Below are 18,041 nucleotides of genomic sequence, written 5' to 3'. Positions count from 1 at the left end.
GGTTGGCGGGGTCAGCCGGTTATGAACCGTTGGGGCCGGACGAAGTCCAGACCCTCGAAGGTGCGTTTGCCGAGGGCTTCATGTGCGGCGATCTGGCCGTAGCCGGTGGCGTTTTTGAAGCCGCCGCCGGAGAAGCCGGTCGCGCAGTAGATCCTGCTGCCTTCGCTGAACCGGCCGACCAGCGGGCTGCGGTCGGTCGTGAAGAGGTCGGGGAAAGCGTCCGACCTGACGATGTTGGGGTACAGGCCGGGGAAAAACTCGCTCACCGTCTCGGTTGTCTCGGCAATCTCAGCAGGAGTAAGTTCCCTGGGAACTGCACCGGCGTTCTCGATCGGGGTTGGTCGGAAGTCCAGGGTTGCCTTGACGGTGGCGCCGTCGACGGCGGGTGCCCCGTACATGGAGCGGTCCTCCTCGATCCGGATGAAGACGGGGAACTTCTCCGGTGAGAAGAGCGCGGGATCTTTGGCGACGAACCATGTGAGGAACACCCTGTTCGGCTGGGTGTGCGTCTGCAGAGACTCCGGCATAAGCTTCCGTGACCAGCCGCCGGAGGAGATGATGACGTTCTCGAAGGTCCAGGTTTTCTCACCGGAGGTGATGAGGACGCCGTCGCTGGTTTCGGTGATGTTGTCGATGGGGGTGTTGGTGTGGATTGTTGCGCCGTTGGCCTGGGCGGCGGCGACGGCGGCTGTGACTGCCCGGTCGGTGCGCAGGGCGCCGGCGTGCGGGTCATAGACCGCGATGTCGTCGGTGCGGAGGTTGTGCTGGGGGTAGCGTTGGGCCATTTGTTCGCGGCTGAGGATTTGGTGTTCGGCTCCGGTGGTGTGGGTGGTTTCCAGCAGGGCGGTGAGGTAGGCCCCGTTTTTGGTTCCTATGGAGAGTCCGCCGGTGCGGGCGAGGATGTTCTGCCCTGTTTCGGCTTCGAGTTCGGCCCAGAGATTCCGGGAGCGTTCCAGGATGGGGTAGAGGTCGGGGTTTCCGCGGTAGATCATGCGGAAGAGCCGGGTGTCCCCGCCCACGGCGCTACGGCCGTGGGCGGGGGACGCGGCTTCGAACCCGACGACGTCCTGGCTCAGGCGGGAGGCCTGCCAGAGGGCCATGCTCCCGATGCTGCCCAGGCCGATAACGGCGAGTTTTCCGTCCATGGTTTAGAGCACCTGCCTGAGGAATGCCTGGGTGCGGGGTTCCTTGGGGTTGGAGAGGATTTCGCGGGCGTCGCCGCGTTCGACGATGTAGCCGTCGTCCATGAAGATCAGGGAGTCGGCGACTTCGCGGGCGAAGCCCATTTCGTGGGTCACCACGACCATGGTCATGCCTTTTTTGGCCAGGTCCTGCATGACGGCGAGGACTTCGCCGACTTTTTCCGGGTCCAGGGCCGAGGTGGGTTCGTCGAAGAGCATGATCTCGGGGTCCATGGCCAGGGACCTGGCGATCGCGACGCGCTGCTGCTGCCCGCCCGAGAGCTGGGCGGGGTAGTAGTCCCCGAACCCGGCCAGGCCGACACTGGCGAGCAGTTCGTGGGCCCGTTTGGCTGATTCTTTCTTATCAGCGCCCTTGACCAGGACGGGTCCGGACATGATGTTCTCGTGCGCTGTCATGTTCGGGAAGAGGTTGAACTGCTGGAAGACCATGCCGAGCCTGGTGCGCTGCTCGGCGAGTTTCTTGGGCGGCAGGGCGTGGTAGGCGTTCTCGGTTTCGTAGTAGCCGAAGTCTTCGCCGTTGACTTTCAGGACTCCGGAGTCCACTGTTTCCAGGCCGTTGATGCAGCGCAGGACGGTGGATTTGCCGGAGCCGCTGGGGCCGATGATGCAGCAGATCTCTCCGCTGGCGATCTCCAGGTCGATGTCCTTGAGGACTGTTTTGTGTCCGAAGGACTTTCGGATTTTCTTGGCGAGGATGGTTCCGTCTGCACTCATCGGGCGATACCTTCCGGGTCGGTGAGCACAACGGGTTTGGCCTTGCGGGGAAGCCTGGAGGTTGCGCGGGAGTATTTCTCTTCGAGCTTGGCTTGCGGGTAGCTCAGCAGCAGCGTCATTACCAGGTACCAGAGGCTGGCGACGATCAGCAGCGGGATGGTTTCGTAGGTGCGGGCGTAGATCAGCTGGGCGCTTTGGAGCAGCTCAGCAACACCAAGGACACTCACGAGGGAGGTTTCCTTGAACATGCCGATGACCTGGTTACCGGTCGCGGGGATGATCGAGGGCATTGCCTGGGGGATGATGACCTTGCGCATCTTCGTTGAGGCGCTCATCCCGAGGGAGTCAGCGGCCTCGATCTGGCCCTTCCCGACCGAGGAGAACCCGCCGCGGATGATCTCGGCCATGTACGCGGCCTGGTTCAGGGTCAGGCCGACCAGGGCCGCGGTGATGGGTGCCATCAGGGCGTTCACGTCAATCGCGGTGCTGATGTCGGTGAACGGGATTCCGATGGTCAGGTTCGGGTACAGGGCTGCGATGTTGAACCAGAAGATCAGCTGCACCAGGACCGGGGTGCCGCGGAACAAGGTGATGTAGACCCCGGCCGTGGCTGCGATCGGTTTGACGATGGAGGACCTCATGACCGCCAGCGCCAGCCCCAGGAGCGTTCCCAGGACCATGCTGGCTACCGTGAGGAAGATCGTCAGCATCAGCCCGCGAAGGATGGTCTCCTGGGTGAAGTACTTCGCAACCACATCCCACTTGAAGTTCGGGTTGGTCGATACGGAAGCCAGGATGCCGATGCCGATCAGGCTGCACACCACCCAGGCCACATACTCGAAGGTGCTGCGCCGCCGGAGTCTTGGCTTCAGGGCCGGGTCCTTGCCGGTCATTGCGGTTCCACTTCCTTGGGGAATCGTTGTGAGCATTGGCTCTGCCATTAGCGGATTGCGGCTTCAGTGATGGCTGATCCGGCCAGGCCCCAGTACTCCAGGGACTTCTTGTATTCCGGGGATTCCAGGACGGACTGGATGGCCTTTTGCAGCGCCGGTGTCAACGGTGATCCTTTCTTCAGGCCCATCGCGACGGTGGTGTCTGAGCGGGTGTCCATCCTGGGCTCCAGGGTGGTGAAGTGGTCAGGCTGCTGCGCGTTGGCCCATGCCAGGGCACTCGCGTCGTAGAAAACGCCGTCGATCCGCTTGGAGTCCAGCTGGGTCAGGGCTTCCTGGACGTTGGGCAGTGTGACACCGTTGATGGCCGGCAGGCCCTTGTCCTCACAGGTCCATTTGGAGACGTTGGGCAGGTGCTTGAGTTGCTGGGTGGAGCCCTTGGTCACGCCGATGTTTTTGCCGCAGAGCGTGTCGTTGGTCAGCTTGAGCGGGTTGCCCTTGGCTACCGCCACGGCCGAGCCGCCCTTGAGGTAGTTGATCATGTCCAGGACCTTGAGCCGCTCGGGCGTGGCGGACATCGTGGTCGCGGTGAAGTCATACCGGCCGCCGTCGATACCGGGAATGATCGTGTCAAACGCCGTGTTCTCGAACTTCAGCTTCAGCCCCAGCTTCTTCGCCACCAGCCGGGCAAGGTCCGGGTTCACACCAATCGGAGTTTTATTGTCCTCGGCCAGGAACGTCATCGGCGGGGAGCTCAGATCCATCGCCACCGTCAGCTCACCCTTGTCCTTGACGGACTGCGGCAACAACGCCACCGCGGCAGCATCCGGCTGGACACCCTCAGAAACGTCACGAGTGTTCTGCGTCTTCGAAAGTTCCGCGGCCGGGGCGCCCGCGGCCTGGGTGCCCGTGGCCGCGCCGCCACAAGCGCTCAGCGCCAATACTACGGCCAGCCCCGCTGCCGCCGTCTGGATCTTGTTGATGGTCTTCATGATGCTTCCCTTCAAATGGTTTCAGTAGCAAATGCCGGCTGAAGCGGGTGCACCTTCCAAGGCCTTTCAATGAGGGCGTTGGTGTGTGGCGCTTCATGCGGGCTGTGATTCAGATCTCGTCCAGTAGCAATGAAACTCTGTTATTCGTTCAATGTCAACAGTTGAACAGTCCTACGGCAACTGTTGAGCAGTGGGACGACCGCGGTTTTGATCAAACCGTTTAGGGGACCCAAAAGAGGCCTGGTGGGCAATTTCTCCGGAGCCATTGCCCGGGGATGCCTTGCATCTGTTCGGCCAGAACGCAAAGGAGCCGATCTGCTGGGTGCAGATCACTCAGCCGAATCGCGAAGAGCGGACAGGATGTGCCGCACCATTTGTCCTGCGGTGTTGACCTTCAGATAGACCGCGATGCCGCCGTACGTCAGATCGAGGATCGTCCCTCCTAGATCCGCGTCGCTCATTTCCGGATGGCCATTGGGAAAGAGCTTATTGCGGACGAGATTCCCTATCTGCTCCCACTGGCTGGTGAAAAGCTGGCGCTGCCGGTCAGTCAGGGTGCCCGTCGCGCTGCGCCCGGCGCAGCATCCCGAGGGCGATAGGGCCCCACTTTTGTTCCACCGCCCGTGAATCGCACCAGCGGGCGACGACGTCGATCACCTGGCCGGGATCATCGATCCCGTTGAGCATACGCGTCAGATCCGTCGCGTCGTTGCCGGCGTTCCCTTCGAGCAACTGTTGAAGAACGTCTTCCTTGGAGGTGAAATTTGAATAGAACGCACCCTTGGAGAAGCCTGCTTCTTAGGCAATGCGCTCGACGGACGCGCCGTCGTAGCTGTAGCGTGCCACCACGTCGCCTGCTGACAGGAGAAGCTTCTCCCGAGGCAGTGCCTGGCTCTGTTCCCGTGTCCGCCGCGCCATCGATGCCCCTTAAATGTCCGTTCAGCCCAGGCGGGGCCGGAGGACCATGCGCCGGTCGCATGAGGCCATGAAGGGTCCCCGCCGGGTGCTTCTGACTCGGTAGCTCTCAGCGGCCGACGGCGGCCAGCCCAGTCTGCAGGGCCTGACCGAAGACTTCGTCGGGGTCCAGGCGTCGTAGTTCTTCGGCGAGGCAGTCTTTGAGGCTGCGGCGTGGGAGGGAGATGCGTTGGGCTGGTTGTCCTGGTTGGGTGAGTTCGGCGATGGAGAGTCCGGGGCGGAAGAGTTGGACGTCGCCGCCGGGGCGGGTGAGTCTGACGCGGCGGATGCCGGTTCCGGCGGGGTCCGCGACGATGGTGACGGGGGCGTCCAGGGACAGGGTGAGCCAGGCGGCGAGGAGGATGGTGGAGGGTGAGTCGGAGGCTCCTTCGACGGCGACGGCTGTGACGGGGGAGGGATCCACTTGGTCCACGACGGCTGCGAGTTGGATTCGCCAGTTCGTGAGTCTGGTCCATGCGAGGTCGGTGTCGCCGGCTTTGTAGGTGGTGCGGATGTTTTCCAGGGCTTGTTGCGGGTCCGGTTCGTTGGCGGAGTCGGTGATCCTGCGGTGCGCGATCCGTCCGATGGAGGTTTCGCAGGCGTTTTCGGGGGCGCCGTGCGGCCACCAGGCCACGATCGGCGCGTCCGGGAGGAGCAGTGCCGCGACGAGGGATTCGCTCTCGTGGGCGAGTTGGCCGTAGCCGCGGAGCACGATGACTTCGGAGGCGCCGGCGTCTCCGCCGACCCTGATTTGGGCATCGAGCCGGTCGGGGGCGTTTTTGCCGGCGTCGGCGAGGACGATGATCCGGCAGGGGTGTTCGCGGCTGGCCTCGTTCGCTGCCTCGATCGCTTCTTCCTCGAGCCCGGATTTGGTCACGACGACCAGGGTCAGGACCCGGCCCAGGGCGATCACGCCGCCTTGCTCGCGCAGGGACATGATTTTTTTGGAGACTTGTGAGGTGGTGGTGTCGGGCAGGTCTACGATCATGGCCTTCTCCAGGTTCGTCCGTCGCGGGCCAGCAGTTCATCGGCTGAGGCGGGGCCCCAGCTGCCGGGGGCGTAGGGCTCGGGTTGTTCGTTCAGTTGTGCCCAGTAGTTCTCGAACGGGTCTAGGATTTTCCAGGACAGTTCCACTTCCTGGTGCCGGGGGAACAGCGGCGGTTCACCGAGCAGCACGTCCAGGATCAGCCGTTCGTACGCTTCGGGGGAGGATTCGGTGAAGGAATGCCCGTAACCGAAGTCCATGGTCACATCCCGGACTTCCATCTGGGTGCCGGGGACTTTGGAGCCGAACCTGATCGTGACGCCCTCATCGGGCTGGACCCTGATGACCACGGCGTTCTGGCCGAAGTCATCCTCGCCGTGGTCGCGGAAGAGCAGGTTCGGGGCGCGTTTGAAGACCACCGCGATCTCCGTCACGCGCCGGCCCAGGCGTTTGCCCGCGCGCAGGTAGAACGGCACCCCGGCCCAGCGCCGGGTATGGATATCGACCCGGATCGCGGCGAACGTCTCGGTGGTCGAATCGGCAGGGATGCCTTCTTCTTCCAGGTAGCCCTGGACCTGTTCCCCGCCCTGCCAGCCGCCGGTGAACTGCCCGCGCGCTGAATGCGTGGACAAATCCTCCGGGAGTTTGACCGCGGCCAGGACCTTTTCCTTTTCCGCGCGCAGGTCATCGGCGTTGAAGGAGATCGGCTCTTCCATCGCGGTCAGCGCCAGCAGCTGCAGCAGGTGGTTCTGGATCACGTCCCGGGCCGCGCCCACACCGTCGTAATACCCGGCCCGGCCACCGGTGCCGATGTCCTCGGCCATGGTGATCTGGACATGGTCCACGTAGTTCGCGTTCCACAACGGTTCAAAGAGCTGGTTCGCGAACCGCAGCGCCAGGATGTTCTGGACCGTTTCCTTACCCAAATAATGGTCAATCCGGAACACCGCGTCCGGCGGGAACACCGACTCGACAATATCGTTCAGCTGCCTGGCCGATTCCAGGTCATGCCCGAAGGGCTTCTCGATTACCACCCGCCGCCATTTATCCCCCTCGGCCTGGGCCAGGCCGTGCTTGGAAAGCTGCCGGCAGACCTGCTCAAACGCCTTCGGCGGGATCGAGAGATAAAACGCGTGATTCCCCCGGGTCCCGCGGACATCATCAAGTTCCTTGATCGTCTCGCCGAGCCGCTCAAACGAGCCGTCGTCGTCGAACTCGCCCTGCACGAAACGGATCCCCTCCGACAACTGGTTCCAGACCGCCTCATCAAAAGGCGTCCGGGAATAAGCCTTCACCGAAGCCTTCACCTCCGCAGCGAAATCCTCGTTATCCCACTCCCGGCGGGCGAACCCCACCAACGCGAAACTCGGCGGCAACAACCCACGATTCGCCAAATCATAAACAGCCGGCATCAGCTTCTTACGCGCAAGATCCCCCGTCACCCCAAAGAGCACCAACGAAGAAGGACCGGCAATCCGATTCAAACGACGATCCCGCGGATCCCGCAGCGGATTACGCCGGCTCCGACGCCAGGAAGGAGCGGGGGATACCGGAGCGCCTGAGGGCAAAAAGTGGGACAGCAGATTCGTCGCAGACATTGAGGCTTTCTGTTCCTGACATGGATGCGGCGGCCTGCACCCTTCTAGGTGCAGGCCGCCGCCGTCCCGATGGGTGGAGGTGCTAGATGATTGCGGCCTTCAGCTCCTTGGCCGCGAGGGCCGGATCTGCGGCACCGTAGATGGAACCGCCTGCAACGGCGACGTCAGCGCCAGCCCGCTGGACAGCCTCAATGGTGCTGAGGTTGACGCCACCGGCAACGGAGAAGGGAACGCGGGCTTCTTCGCCTGCACTAAGAAGTCCGCTGAGGTCAAAGCCGGGCTGCGCCTGCTCATCCAGGCCCGCGTGGAACTCCACGAAGGTAGCGCCGAGGGCACGCGCCTCTTTGGCGCGGGCGACCTTGTTCGGCACACCGATGAGGTCCACCACGATGCCCTTGTTGTGCGCTTTTGCAGCCTTGACGGCACCTGCAATGGTGGAGTCGTCGGCGCTGCCGAGAACGGACACCAGGTCGGCGCCGGCCTTGAAGGCAATGTCGGCTTCAAGCTCTCCGGCATCCATCGTCTTCATATCAGCAAACACGGTCTTGTCCGGGTGCGCAGCCTTGACGGCAGTGACGGCACCCAGGCCGGCGGCTTTGATCAGTGGCGTGCCGAGCTCAATGATGTCAACATATTCGGCAACTTTGCCGGCCAGTTCGAGGGCGTCTTCGACGGTGAGAAGGTCCATGGCAACCTGAAGTTTCATGATGTTGTTTTCTTTCTGTTGGGAACTGCGTGATTTTTGGAACGACAGTGTGGGAAAGGAAGGGGTGAGGTGGGTTATTCGAGGTTGGCGTGGCGCAGCCAGAGTTGCTCCGCCGGCACATCTGCGTTGCCCCACAGCGTCTGGAAGACGGCTTCGGTGGCCAGGAAAAGCACCTGCTCGAACAGGCTCCCGGAGTATTGACGGGAGACCCCTGATCCGTGGTCGGTCTTTTGCTGAGCGGGGATAATCACCAGCTCGTCGCTGAGACCTGCCAACGGCGATCCCTGGTTGGTAGTAAAGGCCGCGACGCTTGCCCCGGCGCTGACTGCAGTTTCTGCTGCCTTCACCACTCCGGAAGTGGTGCCGGACCCGGAAGCAACCAGGAGCAGGTCGCCGGAGCTGATCGCGGGGGTGGTGGTATCCCCTGCCACATGGACCGTCAGGCCCAGGTGCATCAGCCGCATGGCAGCCATGCGCAGGACAAGTCCGCTTCTGCCGGCTCCCGCGACGAAGACGCGGTCAGCCTGGCTGATTTTCGTCGCCAGCCCCGCCAGTTGCCGGTCATCGATCCGTGCGGCTGTGTCAGCAATCTCGTTCCGGACGAGTGACAGGTTGTAAGCAATGGCGCCGACAGTGTCCTCCACTGTCGATGCACCGGCTGTTGTTGAATTCACTGTGTGCGTTCCTTCATTCGTCATCAGCGACGCTGTGCCAGATGAGAAGCTTTTCATTCTCTGCTATTCATCCTGTCCAACATCCGGGGTGGGCGTAACGCTGATTTAGAACAGTTCCACCTACACTTTCGGATAGCTGCATGGTTTCCCGGTAGTCTGGCCGGATGAACTCAGCCGCTCAGCTACACAACATGGCGCCGGGCTCTCTGCTCCCGAAGGGGACGTGGGCCCTCCTGAACGCGGTGTCGGCCGTGGCCCAAGCACCCCTCACCTCCATCGCGGAGCGTTTGCGCGAGGCGCTGCTTCCCTTCGCGGCAGGCAGCGCACTGGTGATTTTCACCGAGGATTGCACGGGGCGTCCGCAAAAGAAGGCCGGCGAAGAAGGGATCATTTCCCGGGTGTCCATCGCCGAACTACAGGGCCTGCGCGCTTCCCTGACCGATGGAAGTCCCTGGCTGGGGGAGGCCGGGATAGCGGCAGAGCCACGGCCGGTACTGGCCGTAAGGCACGTGGCCAGCAACGCCCTGCTTGTTATTACTGATCCCTGCCTGGACGAGGACGCGCCAGCGACGGACTCCGCACTGGAACTGGTGCAGTACTTTTGGCAGCTCGCGGCCCAAAGGATCCAGGAAAAGGTTAAGGACGCTCCGCCGTCGTACTTGCTGGAATCACGGGCAGCATCGGCCGAGCGGATCCGCGTCACGGCCGAACTCGTTGACCAGCACTCCACGACGCTGGAAACACTCCTGGCCGCTCTTCGGTCGTCTTCCCTGGACGATGCCGCCGCGCGTTCATCTGTCACGGCGCTCACGGCCAAGGCACTGGTAGGACTGCGCACCCTGAGTGACCGCACAGCTGATCTCGTGGAGGAGCCGGTCGCCAAAGCCTTCGAACGCCTGCGGGAGGATCTGATGCCGCTGACCCGGTTCAGCGGCATCAGCGTCCAGTTCATTGAACCGCCCCTGAGCGGCAGGGCGCTTCCCGGCGAAGTTGCCCATGCAGCGAGGGCGATAGTCAGGGGACTGCTGCTGGCCATGATGGAACAACCCGAAGTCAGGCGGGTCCGGGCACAGTGGGACTGCGACGGAGAGAACCTGCTGATTAATGTACGCGACGACGGCCTCGGCGCACTTTCAGCCGACGCCCCCAGTATCGGCCGGCTGGACCGACGGGTACAGGCCCTGTCCGGCCGCATGCACCTGGACGTCATGGCCGGCTGGGGTGCCGACGTCAGTGTTACCCTGCCACTGGATCCACCGGCCATGCCTGCGGGTGATGTCACGGCCTGGAATCTTGCCCCCCGGGAACTCGAGGTCCTTCAGCACCTGGCTGCCGGAAAGCGCAACCGAACCATCGCTTCAGCCCTGGGCATCAGTGAGAACACAGTGAAATTTCACGTACGGAACCTTTTCAGGAAGCTCGACGTCGGCTCCCGTACCGAGGCCATAGCCCTGGCCAACAGCCACGGCCTGCGCTGACGTCAGGTCTGCCCCGCAGCCGGTAAGCTCCTATCCCTTCGGATAGCCGACGTCGACCCAACGGTAGGCGGCTCACGCGTCCTCTCATTCATCCGCTGTGGGTATGCGCGTCGATTCGCGAAGTGCCGTGAGGACCTGGCGGGCCATGCCCGAAGAGGCGTTATCCTTTGGAGCGCAATTATTGTGGCCCACCTCAGTGATGGTCCGGTTTCACCAATTCGTTGGTGACGCGGGCCATTACGTCCTCGGCAGTGGGCGGCGGCCCGAACAGCTGCTCCTGCCGCCGGGGGTTTGCGACGTATCGGCCGGTGTCGAACCAGCCGAACATCGCCGTCATGTCCTGCACGATAGGACTGAAACGCCCGGCCAGGGCGCCTATCAGGCGGGTGAGGGCAGAAGGAACTGCGCGCACTTTGATCCGCTTCCCGGAGCTGGCAGTTATGAGTTTTGCCAACTCGATCACGCTGACCGGCCGGTCCCATCCGATGTCGACGCGCTCGTTGTCTCCGGCATCGGCGTCCACTGCTGCTGCCAGATAGGCCGCGAGGTCGGAGGTGTGGACGAACGTGAGCGGGACGGAGGGCTTGCCCGGCCACATCATTCGGCCTTTTTCGACCGGGTTGCCGCCCATGCTTGCGACCTGGTCGATGAACGCCCCTGGACGCAGGGCGATGAACGGGACACCGAGCTGTTCCAGCTTGTCCTCGGCGACCTTTTTGTGCCAGAAGTGGGGGACATGGGGGGTCTGGTCGCTGGTGAGGATGCTGGTCAGGACGAATCGTCGGATACCGGTTCGGCGGGCCGCTTCGGCGAGGTTGGCGTTGCCGACGGTATCGATGTCCTGCGCGTTCTTGCCGCCGCGGGTGTATCCGGCGGCGGTGGTGATGACGGCATCCGCGCCCCGCATGGCGGTGACGAGCGAGTCGAGGTCAAGCATGTCGCCGCGGGCGATCTCGACGCCCTTGTTCTCAAGCCCGCTGGCGTCGGTGGTGGAACGGACCAGCGCGCGGACGCTCTTGCCGCGTTTGAGCAGTTCGTCGACGACTTTGCCCCCGAGGGAGCCGGTCGCGCCGACGACGAGGACCGGGAGGGTCGAAGGGGTGGTCATCAGATCTCACTTTCTAACCGGTCCGTTTTGGTCCGGGCGTTGATGGCACTAACGATGGCGTCAGCGGCGGTCATCATGGACTCCGCCTGCCGGGGTGAAAGGTTCCGCGTCGTGATTTCTTCCAAGGTCCGCCACATGGAGTCGATCGGCTCGCGCATGGCCCGGCCCTTCTCAGTGAGGTGGACGACCATCACGCGGCGGTCGTGGTCAGCTGGCTGACGGATAAGAAGGCCGGCATCCTGCATGCGGCGCAAGGTTTTCGAGACGGTTGAGTGGTCGAGTCCGACGCTGGCGAGCAGTTCGGACTGGGTCTGGCCGTCCCGGTCGAAGAGGTGCATGAGCACCAGTTCCTGTCCGGGATGCAGATCCAGTTGTCGGAGCAGGCCGGCAGCGTAGCCCCGGTGGGCGCGGGCCAGTTGAAAGATCGCGTAGCTCACCGGACCCTGGTCGAAGGTACTGGGGATGTGCAGTTCCGGGGTCGGCATCATTCGGTCCATTCACAAAATGCGGGCACGGTCAGTTGAGGGTGAGTACAATCTTGCCCCGGATGTGCCCGGTATCGCTGAGCTGCTGGGCCGTTGCAGCCTGAGCGAGGGGGTAGGCAGTGACTGTTGTGGCGACCTTGCCGATGGCGGCTTCCTGCGCCAGCGCACCCAGGCGCTCGGCCGAGCGTTCCGTGGCACCGTTGGCAAAAGTGATCCCGAGCTGATGAGCGCGGAAATCAGCGAGGGTGACGATCCGGTCGGTACCGCCGCGCAGGGTGATGGAGTCCTCGAGCGCTCCCTTACCTGCAACGTCGAGCACCGCGTCCACCCCGTCGGGGGCGAGAGCGTGTACCCGCCCGACAAGCCCGTCCCCGTACAACGTGGCAGTGGCGCCGAGAGAGGCGACATAGGCCTGGTTGTGCGGGCCGGCCGTGCCAATGACGCGCACACCGCGGGCAGCGGCAAGCTGGACCACGATGGTCCCGACCGCTCCTGCCGCACCATGCACCAGCAAAGTCTCCCCGGGGGCGATGCCGAGCAAGCCCAAGGCGCGCTCGGCCGCCTCGCCCGCCACGGGGAGCGCGACCGCGCGTTCCCAATCAAGCCCGGCGGGCTTGTGGGCCACGGTGGTGGCCAAGGCGTACTCGGCGTAGGCGCCGGTATCTGACCACCCAAAGACCTCGTCTCCGACGCCTACGTCCGTTACGCCGATGCCCACTGCATCCACGGTGCCGGAGACCTCGAAGCCCGGAATTACGGGCAGCGGCGTCGGGAAAACCGCCTGCAGCGCGCCCGAGCGGATCTTCCCGTCCAGTGCGTTAACTCCGGCCGCACTGACCCGGACACGAACCTGCCCGGGACCGGGTTGCGGGACGTCGACGTCGGCCTCGCGCAGAACTTCGGTACCGCCGAACTGATCAAACTGGATAGCTTTCATCATCTCTTCCTTTGTCGAAACGTATTATGTGGCTAGCCACATAATACACACAAAGTATGTGGCTAGCCAAGTATCTCGACTAAAGGCTGTAGGGACCGAAGCGGGCAATCGCGATGCCTGCTGCAAGGATGCCGAGAACGACGTTGATAATGACGTTTGGAATTTCTCCGCGTCGGGCGTGGGTGATGGCCGCCCCAATCATGAGCAGGAGGAGTCCGGTTGCGGCAACAGGCACCAGGATGGTCGCGATGTTCAGCACGGCCGGAAGGATTAAGCCCAGGGCAGCCAGGATTTCGATTGCGCCGATGCGCTTGACGGTACTGCCGGAGAAGTCTTCGACCCACCCCTGCCCTGAGGCGGCAAGCTTCGCCTTGGGCTGGGCAATTTTCATAGCTCCCGCGGCGACGTAGGTGAGGGTGAGCAGGGCTGTGATGACCCAAAGGACGCTGTTCATGATGATCTTCTTTCGTTTGTTATTACGCGTAAACAGGAAGGCTTGCCAACACGGTGTGCCTGCTCCGATAGAACTGGCGGGTGCCCGTCATGCGACTGCCGACCCGGGACGGGCATGGTCAGCGAGGATCTCGCGGACCATTGGCAGCACCTTGCTGCCGTAGAGTTCGACGGCCTTAAGACGGGCGCTGACTGGCTGGGCTCCCGAGCTGAAGATGAGGTCGAAGCGGCCGACGCCGAGCGAAGTTACCGCACGCGCGATCCTGCGGGCGACGGTCTCGGGAGAACCGACGTACATCGAGCCATGGCGGGTTTCCGCCTCGAAGTCTTCGCGGCGGACAGGCGGCCAGCCGCGCAGTGCTCCAATGCGGTCCCGCACCACCTTGTAGTGGGGCCAGAAGATCTCTTTGGCCTGATCATCAGTGTCGGCGATGAATCCGGGGGAGTGCATTCCGACCGGCCAGGCCTTCGTGCCGAATTCTGCGGCTGACCGCTCATAGAGGTCGATGAAGGGGGCGAACCGTTCCGGCTGTCCGCCGATGATGGCGAGCATCATGGGGAACCCGTATTTCGCCGTGCGGACCACGGACTGCGGTGAGCCGCCGACGCCGACCCATGTTGTGAGCCCGCCTTCTGTCTTGGGGTACACGTCGGCATCGACCAGGGGTGCGCGCACGCTGCCGCTCCACGTCACCGGCTTCTCGTCAAGAAGCCGCGCAAATATCTCGATCTTCTCCTCAAAGAGCACGTCGTAGTCCTTGAGGTCGTAGCCGAAGAGCGGGAACGATTCGGTGAAGGAACCGCGGCCGAGGATGACCTCGGCGCGACCGCTGGAGAGTGCGTCGACGGTGGCGAAGCGCTGGAAAACCCGCACAGGGTCATCGGAACTTAGTACGGTCACACCGGATCCGAGCCGGATGCGTGAGGTGCGGGTGGCCATGCCCGCGAGGACAGTCTCGGGGGCTGATACCGAATACTCAGGGCGGTGGTGTTCACCGACAGTGAAGACATCCATCCACGCCCAGTTCGTCGGCGAGCACTGCCTCGTCCACCAGCTGCCTGATGGCCCGGGCGTGGCTGACGGGTGCACCGGCGTCATCCGTGGGGACATCCCCGAAGGTGTCCAGCCCGAAAATCATTTCGTTCATGATTCGTCTCCTTTGGTTGACATGTCAATCAGATTATTGACGTGTCAATCATTGCGCCGTATGGTTGACATGTCAACCAGGAGGCAGATAGTGAAGAACGAAACCAGGAAACGTGCCAGGCAGAGCCCTACTGCGGCCGAACTGGCAGTTTGGCGCGAGTATGTTGAGACAGCCGAGGCCGTGCGGCAGGCATTGGCCTCGGAGCTGCAGGCCACTTCCGGCGTATCGCCAGGGGATTACGCCGTGCTCCTGGCCCTGAGCGAGGCTGGCGACCACAGGCTGCGGTCCTCCGTGCTTGCAGAACAGGTTGGCTGGGAACGGAGCCGCTTGTCCCACCACCTGGGCCGCATGGAAAACCGTGGGCTCATCCGGCGGCACCGCTCAGGCAATGACAGTCGTGGCGCAGAAGTCGAGCTCACCGACGAGGGGGCGCGGATATTCCGCAGTTCATCGGCACCGCACCTGCGCCTCGTCCACCAGCTCTTTATCGAGGCGTTGACGCCGGAGGAACTTGAGGCCGCCGGCGGGGTAGCGGCCAGCTTGCGCCGCCACCTGCAACAGGTGTCCTCGCGCCAGAAGGAGCACTCGGCGAATGAATAAAAAAACATCACCGCAGGGCTATCGTAGATTGTTGACAATCGTTACACTGGCGGTATGAACCACCAACCAAAGCCGGTAACCACCGGCTCTGTCAGTGAAGGAAATGTCATGAAGAAACGTCGTCCGGCTGCTTCGACTCTCGTTCTCGATGAACCATCACGCACCGGTCATTACTGCCCGAAAACCGGATGGTGGTCAGCCGCTGGGGGTCCGAGCGACGCGAGGTTCATCATCAGGGGAGAGGTGATGCCTGCCTTGAGCGGCATGCCTGCGCTCTGGACATTGAGGGCGACGACTGGCGCGCTCCGTGGCTTGGAACTCGACTCCGCCTTGCACCCGATTTCCTAGGAGCTTTCCCGACCGAAACGATGAATCTGCGTCGGATGGGCGGGAGTATTCTTCAATCACCCTCAACATGCCCCCCGATGACGGACGGTACGGCGGGCTTTCCCTAAAGATCGAATAGACGATCGAGGGAAAGGCGTTTTTGTGGGACATTCCGGGCGGGATGCAGCGGCTGACGTACTGCGGGGCTGGGCATTGGACGAGGATCTGAAAGCACGTGTCATGGCGTCCCCGGCTCTAGCTGCCGTTGCCACACGGATTGCCGAACGATACACGGCTGGAGAGACTGTCCATGATGCCATCGCAGCAGCCAAGCGGAGCGTAGCTCGCGGCCACCTGGTCAGTCTGGAATATGCCGGCGAAAGCGTGCGCGATGCCGAACTAGCAAAGGCCGAGACGGCTGTATTCCTGGACCTGATCGACCAATTGAGGCAGGCCGGGATCCGCAGTACGGTCTCTTTCGACCTCTCGCACATCGGCTCAATCGTCAGTCCGTCACTTGCCCTGGAGAACGCCCTTCTCATGGCAGACGCCTTGGCCCCGCTCGGCACCGCCCTGATGATATCGGCGGAAGGATCAGAGCGGACGGACCTCGTTCTGGACCTCTACGACACTCTCAGTGCAAGCGGCGCGAGTATCGGTATCACGCTGCAGGCGCGGTTGCACCGCAGCGAAAAGGATCTTGAGCGTCTCCTGGAAAAGCCAGGACCCATCAGGCTGGTGAAGGGGGCATTCCTGGAGGCCGCTGAGGTCGCGTACCCACGCGGAAGCTCCGAACTGCATCAGAATTACCTGCGCCTTGCCGACCAGCTCCTCGACGCAGGACATCCGGTCTCGTTTGCCACCCACGATGCCGGGCTGATTGATGAAATCCTCCGGAGGCATCCTGGACTCGGCGATGTACCGCAGGTCGAGTTCGAGATGCTACTTGGGCTGGGCACTTCGACTTTGGACCGCCTGCGCGCGGACAATCTCACCACCCGTGAATACTCCATCTTTGGAGGCGAATGGTGGCTCTATGTGCTCAACCGCATCGCCGAAGACCCCGAAAGGGTATTCGACGCCATCGTTGCAGCGGGAAACTGACCTTCACGGTCCGTCAAGCCCCCGGCGTGCTGTTGCTTCGTCGCTTCTGACCGGTGAAACGCTCCCGGCAACGCACACGATCCCATAGTGGCAGAATTCTGACGTCCTCCTTACAGGCGGCTTTACGTAATACGCAGTGTGCAATATATTGGAGATCTGCTTCCTCTCCAATCAGAAACGACTGCTATGAAGACTCGGACCATCATGAAGGTGTCAGCCCCTCGGCACTTCTTCCCGTCACCCGGCCATGGGCGGATTGAGTCCGCGTCGAAGTCTGATGTGCGACGCGTTGTGGGGATTCTGGGAGGAATGGGCCCGGAAGCGACGGCGGATTTCTACCTCAAACTGGTCCGCGCGACCCCTGCCACGCGCGATCAGGAGCACCTTCAGGTGCTGATCTGGTCAGACCCCAAGATTCCGGACAGGACAGAGGCGCTGCTGACCCATGGTGCGGATCCAACGCCAGCGCTGATAGCGGGGGCCATGCTCCTGAAAGAGGCCGGCGCCGGGATGCTGGCCGTCCCGTGCAACACTGCGCACGCCTTCCTCAAGGCCGTCCAGACCGCGGTCGAAATCCCGATTATCCACATGATCGAGGAAACAGCGGAGTACATCCAGCGGCTTTCGCCAACCGTTCAGAGGGTCGGACTGCTGTCAACGACAGGAACCCAAAAGGCTGGACCATATCAATCATGGCTTGATCGGAAGGGCGTAGCTGTCATCACGCCTGACGGCGCCGGCCAGGAGCTTGTCATGGACTCCATCCGCGCCATCAAGGCGGGCAGGACTGGCTCCGCGGTCCGCACGGGATTCAGTGAGGCGGCCCAGGGTCTGATTGATGCGGGCGCCCAGGTAATCATCGGGGGTTGCACGGAAGTTCCTGTGGGACTCTCCGGCATTGACATCCCGGTTCCGTTCGTCGATCCCGCTGAAATTTTGGCGGATGCGGTGGTGCAGCGCGTTCTTTCCGGCCAGTAATACGAAGTACAGTATGCAATATGCCACTTGCCCGCAGCAGCGCCGTTGAGCGACCGAAAATGAGCGACGCAGCTTACGACCGCCTCAGGGACGCCATTGTCCGCGGTGAGCTCGCGCCCGGCGAGAAAATCAAGGACGCTGAACTAGCGGAAATGCTTGGCCTGAGCAGAACCCCTGTACGGGAAGCACTTACCCGGCTGGTCGAAAGCGGACTCATCGAAGCCAAGCCCGGGGTTTACACGCGTGTGTCGACACTCAACCAGGACGACGTCGCGGCAAACCTCGCCGTCCTCAAGGCCCTCGACTCCTTGGCGATGGCCACTGCTGTCCCGCGCCTTACTGAACGTGACTTCCAGGCAATGCGCCAAGCGAACCGGAAGTTTGCCGCAGCGGTGCAAAAACAGGACGTCTCGAAAGCGCTGGCTGCAGACGATGCATACCATGCAGTGGTCATCGACGCCGCAGGAAACCCTGTCATTAAGCGCATCATCGAACAGCTCCACCCACAGCTCCACAGAATTCTCTATCGTAAGTTCTCCGGGCTCCTCGGTGGCGAGGAGACCATCAACCACCACGATGAACTCATCCGTGTGTGTGAACAAGGCGATGCCGAAGCAGCCGCTGGCCTGTCAGGAGAACATTGGTCCCACCTCGGAAACCTCATTAGCGGGCTTTTCGACTCCGACGAGCTCAAAAGCTAATCAGCCA

19 protein-coding genes and 1 pseudogene are annotated in these 18,041 nt (G+C 62.6%); 5 read left to right on the top strand and 15 right to left on the bottom strand.

All coding sequences use genetic code 11. From position 1 onward, the window contains the following. Positions 1 to 11 precede the first annotated feature (11 nt). The 10 genes from solA to hxlB all read right to left on the bottom strand — a co-directional run bounded on the left by solA (position 12) and on the right by hxlB (position 8,715). Positions 12 to 1,145, bottom strand: coding sequence for an N-methyl-L-tryptophan oxidase (gene solA / locus QFZ40_RS10365; protein WP_306904261.1), 1,134 nt, complete (start codon positions 1,143 to 1,145; stop codon positions 12 to 14). A gap of 3 nt (positions 1,146 to 1,148) precedes the next feature. Next, positions 1,149 to 1,916, bottom strand: a complete 768-nt coding sequence (locus QFZ40_RS10360; RefSeq protein ID WP_306904260.1) for an amino acid ABC transporter ATP-binding protein — start codon at positions 1,914 to 1,916, stop codon at positions 1,149 to 1,151. After that, positions 1,913 to 2,809, bottom strand: a complete 897-nt coding sequence (locus QFZ40_RS10355; RefSeq protein ID WP_306904258.1) for an amino acid ABC transporter permease — start codon at positions 2,807 to 2,809, stop codon at positions 1,913 to 1,915. The genes QFZ40_RS10360 and QFZ40_RS10355 overlap by 4 nt, the downstream gene beginning before the upstream one ends. A gap of 47 nt (positions 2,810 to 2,856) precedes the next feature. Continuing rightward, a complete protein-coding gene (locus tag QFZ40_RS10350) occupies positions 2,857 to 3,798 on the bottom strand; it encodes an ABC transporter substrate-binding protein (protein ID WP_306904257.1) in 942 nt (313 codons plus the stop codon). A 329-nt stretch (positions 3,799 to 4,127) separates the two neighbouring features. Next, entirely contained in the window at positions 4,128 to 4,259 is a 132-nt protein-coding gene (locus QFZ40_RS10345; RefSeq protein WP_306904256.1) for a hypothetical protein, read from the bottom strand. 85 nt (positions 4,260 to 4,344) lie between these two features. Further along, entirely contained in the window at positions 4,345 to 4,530 is a 186-nt protein-coding gene (locus QFZ40_RS10340) for a hypothetical protein (protein WP_306904255.1), read from the bottom strand. A gap of 292 nt (positions 4,531 to 4,822) precedes the next feature. Continuing rightward, complete coding sequence (locus QFZ40_RS10335) at positions 4,823 to 5,740, bottom strand: glucose-6-phosphate dehydrogenase assembly protein OpcA (protein WP_306904254.1); 918 nt, start codon at positions 5,738 to 5,740, stop codon at positions 4,823 to 4,825. Then, positions 5,737 to 7,245, bottom strand: a complete 1,509-nt coding sequence (zwf, locus tag QFZ40_RS10330; protein WP_306906892.1) for a glucose-6-phosphate dehydrogenase — start codon at positions 7,243 to 7,245, stop codon at positions 5,737 to 5,739. The genes QFZ40_RS10335 and zwf overlap by 4 nt, the downstream gene beginning before the upstream one ends. Positions 7,246 to 7,417: 172 nt before the next feature. After that, positions 7,418 to 8,041 (bottom strand): 3-hexulose-6-phosphate synthase, encoded by a 624-nt coding sequence (gene hxlA, locus QFZ40_RS10325; protein WP_306904251.1) that lies wholly within the window; start codon positions 8,039 to 8,041, stop codon positions 7,418 to 7,420. A gap of 74 nt (positions 8,042 to 8,115) precedes the next feature. Continuing rightward, entirely contained in the window at positions 8,116 to 8,715 is a 600-nt protein-coding gene (hxlB, locus tag QFZ40_RS10320) for a 6-phospho-3-hexuloisomerase (protein WP_306904249.1), read from the bottom strand. A 164-nt stretch (positions 8,716 to 8,879) separates the two neighbouring features. Here hxlB and QFZ40_RS10315 point away from each other — a divergent pair, with 164 nt between their 5' ends. Beyond that, complete coding sequence (locus QFZ40_RS10315) at positions 8,880 to 10,193, top strand: helix-turn-helix transcriptional regulator (RefSeq protein ID WP_306904247.1); 1,314 nt, start codon at positions 8,880 to 8,882, stop codon at positions 10,191 to 10,193. Positions 10,194 to 10,386: 193 nt separating this feature from the next. Here the strand turns inward: QFZ40_RS10315 and QFZ40_RS10310 are convergent, their stop codons facing one another. The 5 genes and pseudogenes from QFZ40_RS10310 to QFZ40_RS10290 all read right to left on the bottom strand — a co-directional run bounded on the left by QFZ40_RS10310 (position 10,387) and on the right by QFZ40_RS10290 (position 14,324). Continuing rightward, positions 10,387 to 11,301: an SDR family oxidoreductase gene (locus tag QFZ40_RS10310; RefSeq protein ID WP_306904246.1), complete on the bottom strand. Its 915-nt coding sequence runs from the start codon at positions 11,299 to 11,301 to the stop codon at positions 10,387 to 10,389. Beyond that, complete coding sequence (locus tag QFZ40_RS10305) at positions 11,301 to 11,786, bottom strand: MarR family winged helix-turn-helix transcriptional regulator (protein ID WP_306904244.1); 486 nt, start codon at positions 11,784 to 11,786, stop codon at positions 11,301 to 11,303. The genes QFZ40_RS10310 and QFZ40_RS10305 overlap by 1 nt, the downstream gene beginning before the upstream one ends. A gap of 31 nt (positions 11,787 to 11,817) precedes the next feature. Beyond that, positions 11,818 to 12,723, bottom strand: a complete 906-nt coding sequence (locus QFZ40_RS10300) for an NADP-dependent oxidoreductase (protein WP_306904242.1) — start codon at positions 12,721 to 12,723, stop codon at positions 11,818 to 11,820. Positions 12,724 to 12,802: 79 nt separating this feature from the next. After that, positions 12,803 to 13,177, bottom strand: coding sequence for a DoxX family protein (locus QFZ40_RS10295; RefSeq protein WP_306904241.1), 375 nt, complete (start codon positions 13,175 to 13,177; stop codon positions 12,803 to 12,805). Positions 13,178 to 13,264: 87 nt separating this feature from the next. After that, positions 13,265 to 14,324: pseudogene (locus QFZ40_RS10290) on the bottom strand (LLM class flavin-dependent oxidoreductase). 90 nt (positions 14,325 to 14,414) lie between these two features. Between QFZ40_RS10290 and QFZ40_RS10285 the strand changes: the two are divergent. From QFZ40_RS10285 to QFZ40_RS10270, 4 genes are all read left to right on the top strand, one after another. Beyond that, complete coding sequence (locus tag QFZ40_RS10285; RefSeq protein ID WP_306904240.1) at positions 14,415 to 14,924, top strand: MarR family winged helix-turn-helix transcriptional regulator; 510 nt, start codon at positions 14,415 to 14,417, stop codon at positions 14,922 to 14,924. 489 nt (positions 14,925 to 15,413) lie between these two features. After that, entirely contained in the window at positions 15,414 to 16,355 is a 942-nt protein-coding gene (locus QFZ40_RS10280) for a proline dehydrogenase family protein (protein ID WP_306904239.1), read from the top strand. A gap of 186 nt (positions 16,356 to 16,541) precedes the next feature. Then, positions 16,542 to 17,333 carry an aspartate/glutamate racemase family protein gene (locus QFZ40_RS10275; RefSeq protein WP_306904238.1) on the top strand — a complete coding sequence of 264 codons (792 nt, stop codon included), beginning with the start codon at positions 16,542 to 16,544 and terminating at the stop codon, positions 17,331 to 17,333. 59 nt (positions 17,334 to 17,392) lie between these two features. Continuing rightward, a complete protein-coding gene (locus QFZ40_RS10270; protein ID WP_306904237.1) occupies positions 17,393 to 18,034 on the top strand; it encodes a GntR family transcriptional regulator in 642 nt (213 codons plus the stop codon). The last annotated feature ends 7 nt before the right edge of the window (positions 18,035 to 18,041 follow it).

Origin of the sequence: Arthrobacter pascens (assembly GCF_030816475.1) — a bacterium.
Lineage (GTDB): Bacteria > Actinomycetota > Actinomycetes > Actinomycetales > Micrococcaceae > Arthrobacter > Arthrobacter pascens_B.
The sequence above is the reverse complement of the archived record's forward strand: the minus strand, read 5'-3'. Positions and strand labels throughout refer to the sequence as shown.

Bases quoted from the DNA above. Each gene is read 5' to 3' on its own strand.
- solA (WP_306904261.1), bottom strand. From the start codon at position 1,145: ATGGACGGAAAACTCGCCGTTATCGGCCTGGGCAGCATCGGGAGCATG.
- QFZ40_RS10360 (WP_306904260.1), bottom strand. From the start codon at position 1,916: ATGAGTGCAGACGGAACCATCCTCGCCAAGAAAATCCGAAAGTCCTTC.
- QFZ40_RS10355 (WP_306904258.1), bottom strand. From the start codon at position 2,809: ATGACCGGCAAGGACCCGGCCCTGAAGCCAAGACTCCGGCGGCGCAGC.
- QFZ40_RS10350 (WP_306904257.1), bottom strand. From the start codon at position 3,798: ATGAAGACCATCAACAAGATCCAGACGGCGGCAGCGGGGCTGGCCGTA.
- QFZ40_RS10345 (WP_306904256.1), bottom strand. From the start codon at position 4,259: ATGAGCGACGCGGATCTAGGAGGGACGATCCTCGATCTGACGTACGGC.
- QFZ40_RS10335 (WP_306904254.1), bottom strand. From the start codon at position 5,740: ATGATCGTAGACCTGCCCGACACCACCACCTCACAAGTCTCCAAAAAA.
- hxlA (WP_306904251.1), bottom strand. From the start codon at position 8,041: ATGAAACTTCAGGTTGCCATGGACCTTCTCACCGTCGAAGACGCCCTC.
- QFZ40_RS10315 (WP_306904247.1), top strand. From the start codon at position 8,880: ATGAACTCAGCCGCTCAGCTACACAACATGGCGCCGGGCTCTCTGCTC.
- QFZ40_RS10310 (WP_306904246.1), bottom strand. From the start codon at position 11,301: ATGACCACCCCTTCGACCCTCCCGGTCCTCGTCGTCGGCGCGACCGGC.
- QFZ40_RS10305 (WP_306904244.1), bottom strand. From the start codon at position 11,786: ATGCCGACCCCGGAACTGCACATCCCCAGTACCTTCGACCAGGGTCCG.
- QFZ40_RS10300 (WP_306904242.1), bottom strand. From the start codon at position 12,723: ATGAAAGCTATCCAGTTTGATCAGTTCGGCGGTACCGAAGTTCTGCGC.
- QFZ40_RS10295 (WP_306904241.1), bottom strand. From the start codon at position 13,177: ATGAACAGCGTCCTTTGGGTCATCACAGCCCTGCTCACCCTCACCTAC.
- QFZ40_RS10275 (WP_306904238.1), top strand. From the start codon at position 16,542: ATGAAGACTCGGACCATCATGAAGGTGTCAGCCCCTCGGCACTTCTTC.
- QFZ40_RS10270 (WP_306904237.1), top strand. From the start codon at position 17,393: ATGAGCGACGCAGCTTACGACCGCCTCAGGGACGCCATTGTCCGCGGT.